This is a genomic window from Bacillus mycoides (genome assembly GCF_001757995.1).
GTDB classification, from domain to species: Bacteria; Bacillota; Bacilli; order Bacillales; family Bacillaceae_G; genus Bacillus_A; species Bacillus_A mycoides_B.
The window spans coordinates 16,082-32,105 of sequence record NZ_LXLV01000031.1 but is presented as its reverse complement, the minus strand read 5'-3'; the positions used below and the strand labels follow the sequence as shown (position 1 = coordinate 32,105).

The following is a 16,024-nucleotide window of genomic DNA, read 5'->3' as shown; positions in this document are numbered from 1 at the left end:
ATTAAATAAAAAATGTTTTAACGCTTAATAGACAGTGTAAGTAATGAAATTGTTCCACATTTACAAAAAAATTAAATTTATGGTTAAGCTGCATTCAAAAAGGGAAGATTTTAAGATTCTTACAAACAAAAGAGGCGAATATATTTAGCGCACGTTATCATTATTAGTGTTGTTTTAACAATTTCATTTATAATACCTTTCAGTTCGTTTTCACCAATTTTATCTATTTTCTTTATAGATTTTTAATAAAAAAAAGAATCCTTATACTAAGGATTCTGCAACAGAAAATAACAAAAATATAAACAATAAAAAGAATTACTTAAAGTATAATTTATAGGTGTCCTATATCCTTCTTTTTCTCATCAAAAACCCCTGTGGTATGCGACAGGGGTTTCTGACGGTATCATCATAGTTCATTCTACAGCTTATTTAGAAGAGTCATGTACAGGCAAACTACTAAAAATCAATTCAGCAACTTTTACATATCCTTTTGAGTTCGGATGAACTAAATCTGTAGACCAAAGCGTATTGTCATTAACTAAATGATGATTCCAAAAGTCAACATGATGAAGCTTATACTCTCTACTCAGTGAAAGTATAACTTCATTTGCCTCTAATAATTGTTCTTTTAATACTTGTTTTTTTTCAGAAGAAAAAGGAAGCCTAACTGTGAAATCTGGAAGGTTTGCTATAATAATATCAGCATCTGTTTTACTTAATGTATCTATCATAAATTCCATATCGTTCTTATATTCTTGATGATTCCAACGTCCTTTTAAAACATCGTTTGCACCTGCAATTAGACTAACTAAATCTGGTTTAAACGTTAATGCCTTTTCCAATTGCTGTGAGCGAATTTCTTTAGTTACTAACCCACGCTTTGCAAAATTAGCATATTCTATATCGTTTACACTCAGTTGAACAAAATGATCTACCCAGCTTTTTAATGCTATTCCCTCAACTTCATCCCCTATCCCCTCTGTAAAACTATCACCAATCGCTACAAATCGCTTCCACATATCTAGTCCCCCTTTTTTGTTATTCATATCTACACTATACAATAGTTCACAACGTAATTGTTCTTTCTACATGTTTTTCGATTTCAATTAAATTCCAAAGGGGATTTTTAAAATGAACAAGTACAAATAGATTAAACTATTCCACATGAACAAAAACATGAAAATCTACGTCATTTACTCGCAGAAAGAGATTAAGAAAAACTTTTTGAATCAGTATGGTAATCTATATCATAATCTGTAATGACTAATGTATCACCTACTTTGAAAAATATTATAGGATCACTAACATTTTACTAATTGTATTTTCAGCTATGTTTGGATAAACGTTACGAAAATTCTCTTTAGTAAGAGGATTTTTGGAGTTATGTATAAAATTAAAAATTTATTCAATTTTAGTATGTTTATATATAATCCATAATTGACCGATTCCTAATATACTTAGGAATCGGTAATATACGTATATGTACTAAAGAAATAAGATTCCTTCAAGCATTACACTTTTTTCCGGAAATTTATTGTTCTTTGTTTTGCCCAGTTCATACATTTCTTTTCAATTAAATGATACGATACTATAGAAAAAAGTATTGTCATTGTAATACATAAAGTAAGAAGGAAGAAGACAGGTATCTTTGTATACAAAAGTTTAAATAGTACCATCATGATTGGAAAATGACACAAATAGATACTATATGAAATTTCCCCTAAGTATACAAATACACTCTTATTTAAAAATGCTTTTACTTTTAGGTTACTCATCGCCATGATAATAAATATACTAACACCAATTACGACACCCCAATCTTTTAATAAGAAAGTAGTATCATTACGGGAAAAACCATAAATTAAAATGGAATATAAATATAGAATTATCCCTAATGTAATAAGAAATCCTTTTTTATATTTTTTCATATTTTGATATAAATTAATAAGTTTTTCCTGATGCTTAAAAAGGAACATTCCAACCATAAACATAGATGTGAAATGCAGTGCATCAGCATAACCATTATAAAATCCCTCTGCTTTCCCTATATGCAACATATTAAGGAAAACACTAATTAAAGAAAAGCTCAAAGCAATTAGTATCGTTTTCTTCCAACTCAGTTTATAAAAAAGGATGAATAACAAAGGAAACACAATAGATATACGCATTTCTTGAGCCAATGACCAGATAACTGGATTATAATTTTCCGTAAAAAAGTTATTAAGAAGCACAAAGTGGTTTATAATATCTATTTTTGTTATAGACCCTTGCCATCTATCATAGAACCAATCCCGTAGTCCTGCCACTTCATATGGCGAAAACAAAATAAATAAAGCAAAGGTTATGATTATCCAAAAATAATAAGGGATATAGATTCGTACAAATCGCTTAATTAAATATCCCCAATAATTTGTTTTTGAATGATAAAGTGCCATAGATAACACAAAACCACTTAGTACATAAAAAACAATTACAGCTTCTCCACCTGCCCATAAAAACCTAAGCGGGGAAAATTTAATAGAATTAGGCAACGATGGTAGCATTAAACAAAAATGTCCAAATACCACTGTAAGTGCCGCTAACCCTCGTATGGAATCTAATTCTTTTATTCTCTTACTCATAAAATATTCTCCTTATAAATTGTAGATTTTGCTGTTAATAAAAGCCACTATACTAGTGTAGTGGGAGAATTGTACATATTGTTTCTTTAAATTCCTAATATAAGCAGTACAAAGTCAATTTGGCCTCCATTTCTTTATATAATTAATTTAAAACAAAATATTTAATAGAAAGAAAAGATTTTATTAAATTTCTATAAAATTTAATAACAGAAATAAGTACCAGATATTAATTGTTTTTTGTCACACGATGGAATAATGAATGTTTTTCATCATGTAACTTTATTAAACTAACCTTGCACCAAAATCCTTTGAATCGAAATATTCATAATAAACGCCATCCTTTCTGTATATTTCTACAAAAAGAATAGCGTTTTTTGATTATATGGATACAAATTCATCTTAGTTTGATAGCTATACGGAAAATTCCGAAGAACCAAATTTGAGAATTAATGCAATCTTCCATTCCAAGCTATCCACATAAGAATCTATAATACTTTGAAGCTTTTGGTTTCAGATTAATATTTAGTTTTATCCTATAAAGTTAGCTTTTTACTATATCAACCGCACTATCCCACATACCGCTAAAGAAAGATCCGATTTCGCGCATAAAACGTGTAAACCAATTTGCTTGTTCTACATCAGATTTTGTTACAAGGTCTACTTGTAATGATTTACTTGATAAAAATCCAGGATCTGCACTATCTTTAGGCGAAATAATCATTTGACTAATTGTTACACCTTTTTTAATAGGTGCTTCTTGTTCTTTATTCGATACTTTAAATTCTTTTTTATAAACGTCATTGTTGCCCTTTGGCATTGGAAGTGAAACAGCTTGCTTCGTTTGAACAACTACATCTTTGTCTTTTGCATTTGCTACTCGCACTGTTTCATGACCTTTTACTACTGAATCTTTTCCATAGACCTTCTTCACTTCAAAATTCGCAAATCCATAATCATATAATTTCTTCGTTTCATCAAAACGTGCTGTATGAGAGTTTGCTTTTATCACTACAGAGATTAGACGCATACCGTTTCTTTCTACTGTACCAGTGAAACAATCACCGGCTTCTGGAGTAGTTCCTGTTTTTAACCCATCTACACCTTCGTATTGCTTAATTAAACCTTTTAACATCAAGTTAAAGTTCACCATATCAATTGGATACTTGCCACCCTTTTGGAATGTTTTTTGGGGGATTTTTGCTGTATCTAATATTTTCGGGAAATCTTGAATGAGACGTTGTGCTAAAATCGCACAATCTCTTGCGGACATATTATTTTTCTCTTCTAGAGTTGTCCCTTCTGGGTGATATCCTTTTAAATCTTGGTTTGTTAAACCTGTAGAGTTTACAAATTTATAACGTTTCATTCCAAACTCTTTTGACTTATCGTTCATCATTTTCACGAAATCGACTTCTTTTCCAGCAATTTCTTCAACTAAAGCAATTGTTGCACCGTTTGCAGAGTAAATTGCCATTGCCTCATATAACTCTTTTACCGTATAAGAGCCACCATTTTCTAATGGAACGTTTGATAATGAGCGATCTTGCGAAATCTTATATGCATATTCAGAGATTTTAACTTTTTGATCCCATTTAAGTTTTCCTTTATCCACCGCTTCATGAACTAAGTACTCACTCATCATTTTTGTCATACTAGCAATTGCTAATGATTCATCTGCATTTTTTTGATATAAAATTTTCCCGGAATTTGCTTCTATTAAAATTGCTGATCCTGCTTCTACGTCTAAAACAGGAACTGTTTCCGCTGATGCTCTTCCAAATGTAACGACCATGCTACAAAATAGTGTAAGCACTGTTACTTTTGCAATAAATCTCTTGCAAAACATACCTTTCACTTCTGTTACCTCCAATATTTTTGTACTCAAAAAAACGTTATTCTAACATAATCCCCCAAAAAATAGACAGTGTTCTCAAATTCTATATACATATAAGACATTAGGATCGCTTTCATATAGACCATCTCATCCCACCCTTTTAGGAGCACTGACACTTAGTATTCCCACTCACATCCCTATTTTTAATACCCTTGTATTTTTCAAATTGATCCGTACTTTCATATTTTTTAGGATTACACTTAATAGACAATCTAAGTAATACATTTGTTCCACATTTACAAAAAATAAAACCAGTGTGTCCCGATTGAATATCGAAACACACTGGTAGCTTAGCCTTTTTCTTATTGTCTAATTGACAGGGTCTGTCGGTCTCTTTTCAAAAATCACTATATTTGCACCATTTGCTAGACTCATACCAAATATGAATTCTTCTTTATCTAAACTATTAGTTTTTTTGTAGTAAAAAAACTACATCCTATATAGAATGTAGTTTTTCTAACTGATTTATTTATTTTTCACTTCATTTTTATAAAAAGTAAATAAAGGTTCAATGGATGAACTAGATAAAAGAGGAATTGCCCTCTCAACTAATTTTCTATCCCAATCAAACCAACGTATTTCCATTAGCATATTAATTTCTGTATCAGTGAACCGTTTTTTTATTTCCTTAGCAGGATTACCGCCCACTATTGTATATGGCGAAATATCTTTACATACGACAGATCCTGCCGCAACGATTGCACCTTCACCGATTGTAACGCCAGGCATTATTATAGCATTCATACCAATCCAGGCATCACTTTTAATGACTGTATCACCCTTCGGTTCATAAGATTGTCCGATTTGCTCAACGAATGGATACACTGTAATCCATTCTGAGTGATGATTATGATTACCACCCATTAAAATGATAACGCCACTTGCAATACAAACATAATTTCCAATAATAAGTTTATCAAGATGCCAACCCATCTGTTCAATTGGATTGAAAAGTGCTTGGGACTTAGCATCGCCCCATAAATACCTTACACAACCATCTTCAAAATTTTGATTTCCATAATACCCTGAATAATAGGAGTACTCTCCTACTTCAATGAGTGGATTTGTTACTATATCTTTTAAATACTTTGTTTCAGACCAATGATTAAATAATGGATGCTTCATAACTATATTCCTCGCTTCTAAGTATTGTAGATTTTTGCAATTTACTTAGAAGCTTAATACGACAGCGACATTTTTAAACTTTTTCAAACGACGAATCATTATCTTCAAGCCTTTCAGTTATAATGAAAAATCATAACGTAATAAATTACACAAGTCAAATTAACCAAGTTATAATAAATCCGAGAATACGGACAAGAAAACCATTTTATAATTTTTTTGAAACTCTTTATTTTTTCATTTAAATTACGGTACATGAAATTCACATAACACTTGTGTAGTAATACTTTCTCCTTATCAAGAGGGTATAATATTACAGCAGAACTTTTACATAGGTGTAGCTTTTGAATAAAGTTTGATTAAATTAACTTAATAAACCTTGATAAAAGAGCGAATAGAAAAAGCATGTTTTGAAAAAAAGATTAATCAAAACACGCTTTTTCTATATTCACTTGAATCATCCTTTTATAAAAAAGTTTGATAATTTTTGTGAACCTTACTCAATTAAAACGCCCGACTGTGGTAGATACATTATCCTCAATTACTTCTTGGGATAGCGTCAGGAAAAAGCGGATTTACAACGCTAAGGAAATGTCACTTATTAAAAAAGCCGATTTCCATCTCAAGGAATCGACTTTTTAGTTATTCTTAATGAACTAACGCATGCGTTAGTTGCATAAGTAAGAGGTTTGAAAAAATAGCCTGTATATATTTGAACGATGAATAACTTACCTATTTTCTTGTGTTGGTTTGCACTATATACAGAAAATCCAGAAAAACTTAACATATTATTTATCTGTTTGTTTTTGCTTCTTTTTCAAATACTCCGCACGCAATTTTTCAAGTTGCTGCTTTTTATCAAATTTGGCAGGCGTCTGTTTTTCATGAAACTTTGCCACAGCTGCCTGACCTTTGTAATCCAATTGATATTTCCCCACTTTGTTCACCTACTTTTCTTGTCTTTAAAGAGAATCTATTCAACAAATATAATATACCTTATTTTACTGAAGTAAACCTTATTAGTCAAAGGAACTTAAAGTAAAAAGCTTGATAACAAGGGGAAAATCAAGCTAAAAAGTCGCTTTCCTTAGGTAAGGGAAAGCGACTTTTTGTGTAGTCTTATTCAATTAAATGGCCCGATTGTTGAAGAAAGAGATACTCTGCAAAATAGATCCTTTTATCAAACTTTTTTACAAATTATCAATCTTTATTACAAATGATCAAACTTTATTTTAAATCGACAATAGGTAAATTTCTTGGCCATTATTTTGCTTTACATAAAATTCTATACAAAAAAGCAACCTATAAATTTAGGCTGCTTTTTATTCCGTCTTTTATTACTTAGCTAATTCTTTCGTTCCCTGCATTACATCAACGAAAAATCCCCAGTTATTCACAACAGAAGAAATACTAATATGTTCATCTGGAGTGTGAACATTAAAGATATCTGGACCGAATGAAATAGCATCTAACTCAGGCATTTTTTGAACAAATACACTGCACTCAATTCCTGCATGTACTGCGAAGATTTCAGCATCTTTGCTGTATTTTTCTTGGTGCACTTTTTCGAATAAATTACGGATAGGCGAATTAGGATTATACGGCCATTCTGGATACTCAGACTCTTTTTCAAACGTTGCCCCTACTAATTCCGCAATATACTTAATTTCATCTACAATATGTTGTTTTAAACTACTTACAGAACTTCTCACTTCGCTTCGTAATTTAATCTCATCTTGCAGTGTTTGAATAACTCCTAAATTAGTTGAGCTTTCTACAAGACCTTTAATATCCATGCTCATACTTTGTATACCATTTGGAATTAAGAATAATGAAGAAATAAGCTGTTTTTGTGTTTCTTTAGAAAAGACTTTTTCCGCCTTTTCTTCTACTTTTGTAAGTGAAACATGAACATCCGAATCAACAGCACGCAGCTCTTCTTGTAAAATACGTGTCCATGATTTTAGTTTTTCTTCTACTTGCTGTACATCTTCTGCACGTAATAAAACTGTAGCTACACTTTCACGTGGAATTGCATTTGTTTTTAAGCCGCCATGAACTTCACTCATATTAAATTGAATGTGAATTGATAAATCACGTAAAACTCGTCCTAATACTTTATTCGCATTACCGCGTTGTTTATCAATTTCCAAACCAGAATGTCCACCTTTAAGTCCACCAACATATAGTCGGTATGTGTCCATATCTACTGGCGCTTCATCCCAATTCACTGAAATCGTTTCAACTGCTTTCGCACCACCTGCGCTACTCACTAGTAATTTATGATCTTCTTCAGAATCAATATTAATAAATATTTTTCCGTCAAAATGATTTGAATCAACAGCGAATGCACCGCCCATTGTCGTTTCTTCTTCAGTTGTAATAACAACTTCTAAAGCTGGATGCGGGATGTCTGTTGAATCTAATAATGCTAATGCATATGCAACGGCAATACCATTATCAGCACCTAAAGTAGTTTCGCTTGCATATAACATATCTCCAATAATTCTTAATTCAATTGGATCTTTCTCAAAATCATGAACTGTCGCTTGGTTTTTTTCACACACCATATCAGAGTGCCCCTGAATGATAATAGCTGGAACATTCTCATAACCAGAAGTAGCTTCTTTTTTTATAATGACATTTAACGCTTCGTCTTGAATAACTTCTAAATTACGTTCCTTTGCGAAACTCACTAAGTAATCACTAATTTCTTTTTCATTACCTGATCCTCTAGGAATCTTTGAAATTTCTGCAAAATGATAAAATACAGGGTGCTTTGTTAATTGTTCTAAAGTAGAATACATTTTTCAAGCTCCTCTCAAAATGATGAAATAATATGTAAGTCTTTTATCATTATACCATGATTCATTATTTTACCTTTCTTTTAACATTTTAAAAATTTGTTATTTTAATTAATAAGGCTTTTCATACTCTACTACTTATTAATCCACAAATAACGAAAAAAAATAAAAGAAAATGCTCTATGCATTTTCTTTTATTTTTTTCACCTGTATATATTTCGAACTATTACTATTCATAAGCTTTTCTAAACGATTTATATTTTCCGTTAATGCACCCTTCACAAGAGAGAAATCTGTATTTGCTTCTTCTTTTTTTTCTTTAAAAAACGAAGAATTTTGTACATTTATTTCAGCCATCTCTTCTACCCCTTTTCAAAAAGATACAACCTTCTATTTATATTATATAGCAAATGCAGACAGAGTGTACACGTATCATTTTCTTTTTAATTCTTCTTCTAACTCTTCTACTTGCTGCAAAGTATCTCCTTTTATTAAAGAGAAATCTGTTGTATCTTCATTATCTTCTTTAAAAAAATCATTGTCATAATCTTTTATCACTACAATCACCTCTACGTGCTAGTGTAGGAATGATTGTCCGATTTTATACAAGCTTGTCTGAATTTGTTCTCCCTTTATGTATAGGTGAAAAGGACAGAAAAAGATTCTGTCCTTATTTACTAAAATAACTATGATGAATTGTTAAATTATATACATTTTCAAAATCTCGATCTTGAAGGTTATTTTTCTTCCCATCAATAACAATGAAAACATCACTAACTATTTTTGCTGGTATAATTCCGACATTTTCTACTTGCACCGCTTTCTGCTCATTCAATTGCTCGATGTGTTCTAATGGAACAATAATACTAAATTGAGAGCGGATACCACGAAAGTTTGTATTTAATTCCTTCACCGCTTCAAACACAACAATTTTCGCACCAATCTTTTCCCCATATGAATCTAAAAATGCGTTTAAGCTTTTTGTATATTCCTTTTCCATATGCCATTCCATTGTCCCAAAGGCTGCTGGATTCACATTTTGAATAATTGTCGTATATATTTCTCCTCTTGCTTTTGAAGCAATTAATGACCTTTTAATTGATTGGACCGTCTTTCCAATATCGCTGAATTTTGCGCCCCATATTTCTGAAATATTAGGTGTCAAAATGAATGCAATATCAACGAAAATCACCATCGCAGTGAACATTAAAAGATTTTTCCAGAGGGTTAAATCTATTCCTTTTATCGTGAAATAAACTGTGACTGATATTATAAACAAACCATACCAAGTTTTTCGAATTCGTTGTTTCTTCTCCTCGTACAACTCTTCATTTCTCCAATAAAAGAAAACAAGAACTACAAAGGCGATTACTAGAATAAATAAACCGATTCGAAGGTTAGAGATCGTCAATTACATCACCCTCCATTCAAAAACTCTTCACGATATCATTACATGCGCAAACAGCTCTCTTTATGACAAAAGACGTGGACAACCTTCTAAATTTAGCTATATCGCATATAATTAGAAAGTGCCACGTCTTTTATCCCGCATTAACGGGCAGTAAGACCCCCCCACCTCAAAATTCAGCGAAAGCAAAGAAGTTAGGTGAGGGATCAACTGCCCATAAAAGCCCGATTGGTTCAACTAATAATCAGTGCGGGATGAACCCCCCCCACTGATTAAAGTTTCACTTTATCATGAATCTACATTGTATATGTAGACAAGCATGCGTTTCAAATTTTCATGTTAGAAAGAAATATGTTTCGGAATTTTCCCTTCAGGTACTTCTCCGTCCATACTTAAGTAATAATGACGAATTGGGCGTAATTTTTCATCCAACTCATAAACAAGCGGAATACTAGTCGGAATGTTTAATGATACTACACCATCACTTGAGAGATTTTCTAAGTATTTCACTAGCGAACGAATTGTATTACCGTGCGATGATATCATTACTTTTTCACCATTCTTTAATGCCGGTGCGATTTCTGCATGCCAATAATCAACTACTCTTTTCTCCGTATCCTCTAAACATTCAGTCAATGGGAATTCGCCTTTTTTTAATGTTTTGTACCTCGGATCATTCGCTTCATATCGGGGATCATCTTCAGTAAGTGCAGGCGGTCTCACATCTATACTTCTTCTCCAAATATGAACTTTTTCATCTCCATATTTTTTTGCGGTTTCATCTTTATTTAATCCTTGTAGCGCACCATAATGTCTTTCATTTAGCTTCCAAGATTTATGTATTGGGACCCAAGTGAGATCCATTTCATGAAGTACAATCCATAATGTCCGAATTGCTCGTTTTAATACTGATGTATACGCAACATCAAACGTATATCCATTCTTTTTTAATATTATTCCTGCTTCTCTCGCTTCACTTAATCCATTCTTTGATAAATCTACATCTGTCCATCCTGTAAATCGATTTTCAAGATTCCACAAACTTTGTCCGTGACGAATGAGTACAAGTTTTATCATTATAATTCCCCTCTCGGAAATATGAATTTTAAAATTTCAATACGTACACATATAAAGTTTTTGGTAATGTGAATTTTTTATCCATAGTTACCAAATATACAGATAAAAATTTATGATTTTTCAAACTACAAAACAAGATATTATTTCTATCTTTTATTCTACTGGTATTTCACGCTTAGACGTCCATGCATCAAATCCTGAACAGCTATTTGCCATTTCATTCATAACTTGATGCCAACTTTCTTCACATGATTCTCCAAACTTTGAGAAAATAGCTCCCATTTGCTCTCTTTGAACATCGCTCAGCTTTTTCTCTAAGTCTGTTCCTTCTTCTGTTAAAGACAGCTGTTTCACACGACGATCATGTGCAGCTTCATTACTCTCAATAAGTCCTTTATCTAACAGTTGGCGCAACGGTCCGTGAAGAGCTTGTTTACTTATTTCTAAAAGTGATAGCAGCTCATTTACACTAAGCCCTGGAAAACGAGCGATAAAAAACAAAATTCTATGATGTACACGCTGTATACTATATTCTTTTATTATTTCATCTGGTTTTTCTGTGAAAGTTTTATATGCAAAGTAAAATAATGCTAATGCCTCATTCATTTGCTCTTCTTTATGTTGTGTCATCTACTTTCCCCCTGTATGTAAATTATACCACAACTCAATTATGAATAATTAAGTTGGTATATTGAGCCTAATTTCTTCATTCTAAAACCAACAAATTTCAACTATTATATTTTTGAAGGTTGTTTAATTCGTAAACCATACCTTCAAATAATGTATCCAAATTACTTTTTAAAGATTTCTTAAGGAAATAGGTTAAATTCAAATGATAAATATTGTAAAATTTATTTATTAATATTTTTTTGAAAAACTCAATTGTGATTGGAGTGTTATTGTATGCAAACAAAAAAAGTTTATCTTTATGTATTTAATACGATGTCAGACTGGGAATATGGACATTTAATTGCAGAACTAAACTCAGGAAGATATTTCAAAAAAGAGTTAGCCCCTTTAAAGGTAGTTACAGTAGGAGCTAATAATGAAATTATTACTACGATGGGAGGACTGAGCATAAAGCCAGATATTTCCCTTGATGAATGTACTCTTGAGAGTAACGATCTTTTAGTTTTACCTGGAGGGACTACTTGGGGAGAAAGCATTCATCACCCTATCTTAAAAAAAATTGGTGAAGCGTTAAAACTCGGCACTATTGTTGCTGCCATTTGTGGTGCAACTGAGGGGTTAGCGAATTTTGGATACCTAGATTCTAGAAAACATACAAGCAATGATTTAGAATATATTAAAATGGTTTGTCCTAATTATAAAGGAGAACAACTTTATAAGATGGAACCTGCAGTATGTGATGAAAATTTGATTACTGCATCAGGAGTAGCTCCTCTGGAATTTGCAATGGAAGTATTGAAAAAAATCGATGTATTTGCACCAGATACGTTACATTCATGGTATAACCTAAATAAGACTTATAAACCTGAATATTTCTTCCAGTTAATGAATTCCATTACTAGATAAGCTAAAAAATTAAATTAGCAGTTTTATATTATATAAAAACCTAAAGTTGTTATAAATACAACGGTTAGCTAAATCTATTTTAATCTTATTGAATAACGATGGTCTTTCTTCTTTAGTTATAATAATGAAACGTTCTTTAAAAACCAGTGACGTTTGTAAAACAAAAAATAAAAGGGATGATACATATTTATCTTGTATCATCCCTTTTATTTTTTATAACATTAATATCACTATGTTATTTTAATTATTTATCTTCAGCAAGAGTTAACTGCCAAGACACACCATACTTATCATTTAACCAGCCAAACTTTTTACTAAATGGATAGGCACCTAAAGGCATAAGTATTGCTCCATCCTGCGCTAGTTTATTAAAGACCGTTTCAATTTCTTCTTCCGTCTCACAAGTTACATAAAGAGACATAGCTGGAGTGAATGTAAAATCATGCTTTACATAACTATCAATACACATGAACTCTTGTCCATTTAGCGTAAAAGTTGCATGAATTACAGTTCCCTCTTTACCTGGTCCATTCTCATCATAACGAGAGATACTTACAATTTCTGATTGATTAAATAGCGATGTGTAAAAATCCATCGCTTCCTCAGCTTTGCCCTCAAACATTAAAAACGTAGTGATTTTTTGATTTGTGTTACCCATTTAGAGACATCCCCTTATTATGTATTTATGCAAAACATACATCGGACAACAAAACCGAACGTACATTCTTATAAATATATTGTCTATAAAAACAATGAATTTGTCAATTCTATATTTTTTTATTTCTTCTTAAACAATGCTGTCCAAAGAAATGACTCTCCAAACATATTATTTGGTTGTTCAATTTGTTTCATCTTCCTAATTTCAATCACTTCAAACCCTTTAAATATCTCCCTTAATTTTTCTTCCGAATAGGCAAGACCACCTTGTAAACTCCACCCTCTATATACGTCCCAATCCGTTATTTCTGAGCCATTTCGCTCATCTAAATCGCCTGCTGCAAAACATGTTAATCCGAAATAACCACCCGATTTTAAAGATTTATCAATTAAGTCTATATAATTCATTCTTCTATGTGGTGGAATGTGATGAAGGCAACCGGAATCATAGACAAAATCAAATTCATTTTGAACCTCTAAATTAAAAATTGAATCACAAATAAAGTGAATTCCTATTCCTTTTTCTAATGCCCTCTCTTTCGCCCAATTAATACCTTCTATAGATAAATCCACTGCTGTTACATCAAATCCTTCATTCGCTAAATAAATTGCGTTTCTTCCTGGACCACATCCAAGTTCTAATACTTTCCCTTTTGAAACACTCTCTTTTTGTATATACGAAACTAGGTTTTCATCTGGGACATTTTCAAAAAACGGAACATTCTTCTCCCTATTTGCATAAAATTCATTCCAAAATGGTTCTGCAGGTCTTAATAATGAATCAAGCATTTTGAAAATATCTTCTTGTGTGTGTAACGTTTCATTTTTCATTTGTACCCCTCCACATTTTAATAGTCAGAAAATCATTATATAATTTCCTGAACCTTCAGACAAACAGACGCTCCATATTTTATTCTTTCTTTATTTTTTAAATTATTTTAAATACGGTAAATGAAATTATTAGATTTACTCTTATGGTGCAAATGCATACCAACCTAATTATAGAATACAAAAAGAGCCACAAATTTTTGTGACTCCTTCTGCATTAATAATTATATCAGAATTTTTTTATTGTATATATCGATTTCTCTATTAACAAACGATACAGCTCTTCATCCCGATTACCACTTCATAATTTAACGGCCACGTCTTTGCTGGCCTTGCTTTGTACTACTTTTCTTATTGCTTGGCTTATTAAATGATCGGTTGTTATCATTTCTAGAACTATTTCTTGAATCATTTCTTGAGCTATTTCTAGAACCTTCACGGCTATCTCTTTGACGGGATTGACCAGTTTTCTTCGGTTTTTGAGCCGGCATTTGTTTCGGTTTTCCATTTTCATCTACATGTTTTATCTTCGGTTGCTCAATTATTTCTCTTTGCAGTGGTGCACCAAGCGTTTTTTCAATTTCTTCTAAATATCTTTCATCTTTCGCTGCAACAAACGTAATTGCAAGACCTGATCCACCTGCACGTCCTGTTCGGCCAATACGGTGAATATAGCTTTCTACATCTTCAGGAATATCATAGTTAAATACGTGAGTGACACCATCTACATCCAGTCCACGAGCTGCTACATCAGTCGCAATTAAGTACTGAATTTTAGCTTCGCGGAAACTCTTCATGACTCTTTCACGTTTCGCTTGAGGTATATCCCCATGAAGTTCAGCACAATTATAACCCAATCCCTTTAAATCATCATAAAGCTTACTTGCTCTAACCTTTGTACGACAGAAAATAACTGCTAAAAATGGCTGATCACGATCCATAACAAAACGAAGTGCATCTGGCTTTGCACGATCTGTCGTCTCAATGACACGCTGCTCAATTGTATCTACCGTTACTTCTTCACTTTGTACTTGAATCATTTGCGGCTCTTCCATATAACGCTTCGCCAATTTTTTAATATCTTTTGGCATCGTTGCTGAGAATAACATCGTTTGTTTACTGTCAGGTGTCTCATCTAAAATATCTTCAATATCATATAAGAAACCGAAATAAAGCATTTGATCCGCTTCATCTAGTACAAGCATAGAAAGATTACTTAAATCAATTGTTTCACGTCGTATATGATCAAGTAAACGCCCTGGTGTTGCTACAACAATATGTGTATTACCTTTTAGTTTTCTCAATTGCTGTGCAACATCTTGCCCGCCATAAATCGCAAGCACATTAATATCTTCTCTATGAACAAGCATCTTTTTAATTTCAGCTGTAATTTGTAGTGCCAGTTCCCTTGTTGGCGCAACAATTAAAGCCTGAACATCACTAGACTCTGGATTGATTTTTTCTAAAATAGGTAAAACGAACGCTAACGTTTTACCTGTTCCTGTTTTCGCCTGTCCAATAATATCTTTTCCTGACATAATAACAGGAATTGCTTTCTCTTGAATTGGTGTTGCTTCTGCGATTCCATTTTCACGTAATGTATGATTAAAAGTTTCACTAATTCCTAATTCTAAAAAATTTTTCATATTGACCACTTCTTTTCCTTATTTTTCACATTAGCTTTCATTGTACCATTTGTTTCGCCAAATATGAAAAATAAAAAAATTCTTACCTTCTCTTTTTATATTCACTATATACAAGTTGGACGAATTCGGTTTGTTTTCTTTCAGATTTTAACAATCCTTCCATATTTTCGGAAGACAAAATGTACTTCTTAATTTTTCTATTACTCCAAATTAACCTTGTATACTTCGTATCTTCGTGTAACCTTCGAAACCACTCAAACTCACTTAACTTCGCAATATGATATTTTAATTTCATATCATTTCGAGGATAAAATAAAATTATATCTGCTATTACATCAAATAATAAACTCATCTTTTCCCCTCCTAAAACATCTTTTAAATTATATACATTCTCCTATACATATATATTTCAATGTTACGGAAATATAGTT

The 16,024-nt window shown here is 32.0% G+C and carries 16 protein-coding genes and 2 pseudogenes; 1 reads left to right on the top strand and 17 read right to left on the bottom strand.

Features of this window, described 5'->3' with window-relative positions:
- Positions 1 to 425 precede the first annotated feature (425 nt).
- The 13 genes and pseudogenes from BWGOE10_RS11985 to BWGOE10_RS11945 form a co-directional block, all read right to left on the bottom strand.
- Entirely contained in the window at positions 426 to 1,019 is a 594-nt protein-coding gene (locus BWGOE10_RS11985) for an SGNH/GDSL hydrolase family protein (RefSeq protein ID WP_070142742.1), read from the bottom strand.
- A gap of 194 nt (positions 1,020 to 1,213) precedes the next feature.
- Positions 1,214 to 1,300 (bottom strand): annotated as a pseudogene (locus BWGOE10_RS34000) (VanZ family protein); the annotation flags it as partial.
- 2 nt (positions 1,301 to 1,302) lie between these two features.
- Positions 1,303 to 1,428 (bottom strand): annotated as a pseudogene (locus tag BWGOE10_RS33995) (Fic family protein); the annotation flags it as partial.
- Positions 1,429 to 1,511: 83 nt separating this feature from the next.
- Positions 1,512 to 2,621: an acyltransferase family protein gene (locus BWGOE10_RS11980; protein WP_070142741.1), complete on the bottom strand. Its 1,110-nt coding sequence runs from the start codon at positions 2,619 to 2,621 to the stop codon at positions 1,512 to 1,514.
- A gap of 541 nt (positions 2,622 to 3,162) precedes the next feature.
- A complete protein-coding gene (locus tag BWGOE10_RS11975; protein WP_070142739.1) occupies positions 3,163 to 4,476 on the bottom strand; it encodes a D-alanyl-D-alanine carboxypeptidase family protein in 1,314 nt (437 codons plus the stop codon).
- Between the two features lie 504 nt (positions 4,477 to 4,980).
- Positions 4,981 to 5,640 carry a CatB-related O-acetyltransferase gene (locus BWGOE10_RS11970; RefSeq protein WP_070142737.1) on the bottom strand — a complete coding sequence of 220 codons (660 nt, stop codon included), beginning with the start codon at positions 5,638 to 5,640 and terminating at the stop codon, positions 4,981 to 4,983.
- A gap of 785 nt (positions 5,641 to 6,425) precedes the next feature.
- Positions 6,426 to 6,575, bottom strand: coding sequence for a hypothetical protein (locus BWGOE10_RS32860; protein ID WP_002069316.1), 150 nt, complete (start codon positions 6,573 to 6,575; stop codon positions 6,426 to 6,428).
- A gap of 399 nt (positions 6,576 to 6,974) precedes the next feature.
- Positions 6,975 to 8,444, bottom strand: coding sequence for an aminoacyl-histidine dipeptidase (locus BWGOE10_RS11965; protein WP_070142735.1), 1,470 nt, complete (start codon positions 8,442 to 8,444; stop codon positions 6,975 to 6,977).
- Between the two features lie 177 nt (positions 8,445 to 8,621).
- A complete protein-coding gene (gene spoIISB / locus BWGOE10_RS32855; protein ID WP_002127426.1) occupies positions 8,622 to 8,798 on the bottom strand; it encodes a stage II sporulation protein SB in 177 nt (58 codons plus the stop codon).
- A 75-nt stretch (positions 8,799 to 8,873) separates the two neighbouring features.
- Complete coding sequence (locus BWGOE10_RS11960) at positions 8,874 to 8,999, bottom strand: hypothetical protein (protein ID WP_000588712.1); 126 nt, start codon at positions 8,997 to 8,999, stop codon at positions 8,874 to 8,876.
- A 112-nt stretch (positions 9,000 to 9,111) separates the two neighbouring features.
- Positions 9,112 to 9,852 (bottom strand): type II toxin-antitoxin system SpoIISA family toxin, encoded by a 741-nt coding sequence (locus BWGOE10_RS11955; protein WP_070142733.1) that lies wholly within the window; start codon positions 9,850 to 9,852, stop codon positions 9,112 to 9,114.
- 336 nt (positions 9,853 to 10,188) lie between these two features.
- Positions 10,189 to 10,926, bottom strand: coding sequence for a 2,3-diphosphoglycerate-dependent phosphoglycerate mutase (gene gpmA / locus BWGOE10_RS11950; RefSeq protein ID WP_070142730.1), 738 nt, complete (start codon positions 10,924 to 10,926; stop codon positions 10,189 to 10,191).
- Positions 10,927 to 11,079: 153 nt separating this feature from the next.
- Positions 11,080 to 11,556 (bottom strand): MarR family winged helix-turn-helix transcriptional regulator, encoded by a 477-nt coding sequence (locus BWGOE10_RS11945; protein WP_070142728.1) that lies wholly within the window; start codon positions 11,554 to 11,556, stop codon positions 11,080 to 11,082.
- Between the two features lie 273 nt (positions 11,557 to 11,829).
- Between BWGOE10_RS11945 and BWGOE10_RS11940 the strand changes: the two genes are divergently transcribed.
- Complete coding sequence (locus BWGOE10_RS11940) at positions 11,830 to 12,462, top strand: type 1 glutamine amidotransferase family protein (protein WP_002017047.1); 633 nt, start codon at positions 11,830 to 11,832, stop codon at positions 12,460 to 12,462.
- Positions 12,463 to 12,706: 244 nt separating this feature from the next.
- Here BWGOE10_RS11940 and BWGOE10_RS11935 read toward each other — a convergent pair whose 3' ends face one another.
- The 4 genes from BWGOE10_RS11935 to BWGOE10_RS11920 form a co-directional block, all read right to left on the bottom strand.
- Positions 12,707 to 13,120, bottom strand: coding sequence for a VOC family protein (locus tag BWGOE10_RS11935; RefSeq protein WP_070142725.1), 414 nt, complete (start codon positions 13,118 to 13,120; stop codon positions 12,707 to 12,709).
- Positions 13,121 to 13,239: 119 nt separating this feature from the next.
- The gene (locus tag BWGOE10_RS11930; protein WP_070142722.1) at positions 13,240 to 13,950 is read right to left on the bottom strand and encodes a class I SAM-dependent methyltransferase; all 711 of its coding nucleotides are present in this window, start codon (positions 13,948 to 13,950) and stop codon (positions 13,240 to 13,242) included.
- Positions 13,951 to 14,255: 305 nt separating this feature from the next.
- Positions 14,256 to 15,602: a DEAD/DEAH box helicase gene (locus tag BWGOE10_RS11925; RefSeq protein ID WP_070142720.1), complete on the bottom strand. Its 1,347-nt coding sequence runs from the start codon at positions 15,600 to 15,602 to the stop codon at positions 14,256 to 14,258.
- Between the two features lie 73 nt (positions 15,603 to 15,675).
- The gene (locus BWGOE10_RS11920; RefSeq protein WP_070142718.1) at positions 15,676 to 15,945 is read right to left on the bottom strand and encodes a hypothetical protein; all 270 of its coding nucleotides are present in this window, start codon (positions 15,943 to 15,945) and stop codon (positions 15,676 to 15,678) included.
- Positions 15,946 to 16,024: the final 79 nt, after the last annotated feature.

Bases quoted from the DNA above. Each gene is read 5' to 3' on its own strand.
- BWGOE10_RS11970 (WP_070142737.1), bottom strand. From the start codon at position 5,640: ATGAAGCATCCATTATTTAATCATTGGTCTGAAACAAAGTATTTAAAA.
- BWGOE10_RS11945 (WP_070142728.1), bottom strand. From the start codon at position 11,556: ATGACACAACATAAAGAAGAGCAAATGAATGAGGCATTAGCATTATTT.
- BWGOE10_RS11920 (WP_070142718.1), bottom strand. From the start codon at position 15,945: ATGAGTTTATTATTTGATGTAATAGCAGATATAATTTTATTTTATCCT.
- BWGOE10_RS11980 (WP_070142741.1), bottom strand. From the start codon at position 2,621: ATGAGTAAGAGAATAAAAGAATTAGATTCCATACGAGGGTTAGCGGCA.
- spoIISB (WP_002127426.1), bottom strand. From the start codon at position 8,798: ATGGCTGAAATAAATGTACAAAATTCTTCGTTTTTTAAAGAAAAAAAA.
- BWGOE10_RS11940 (WP_002017047.1), top strand. From the start codon at position 11,830: ATGCAAACAAAAAAAGTTTATCTTTATGTATTTAATACGATGTCAGAC.
- BWGOE10_RS11965 (WP_070142735.1), bottom strand. From the start codon at position 8,444: ATGTATTCTACTTTAGAACAATTAACAAAGCACCCTGTATTTTATCAT.
- gpmA (WP_070142730.1), bottom strand. From the start codon at position 10,926: ATGATAAAACTTGTACTCATTCGTCACGGACAAAGTTTGTGGAATCTT.
- BWGOE10_RS11985 (WP_070142742.1), bottom strand. From the start codon at position 1,019: ATGTGGAAGCGATTTGTAGCGATTGGTGATAGTTTTACAGAGGGGATA.
- BWGOE10_RS11935 (WP_070142725.1), bottom strand. From the start codon at position 13,120: ATGGGTAACACAAATCAAAAAATCACTACGTTTTTAATGTTTGAGGGC.
- BWGOE10_RS11930 (WP_070142722.1), bottom strand. From the start codon at position 13,950: ATGAAAAATGAAACGTTACACACACAAGAAGATATTTTCAAAATGCTT.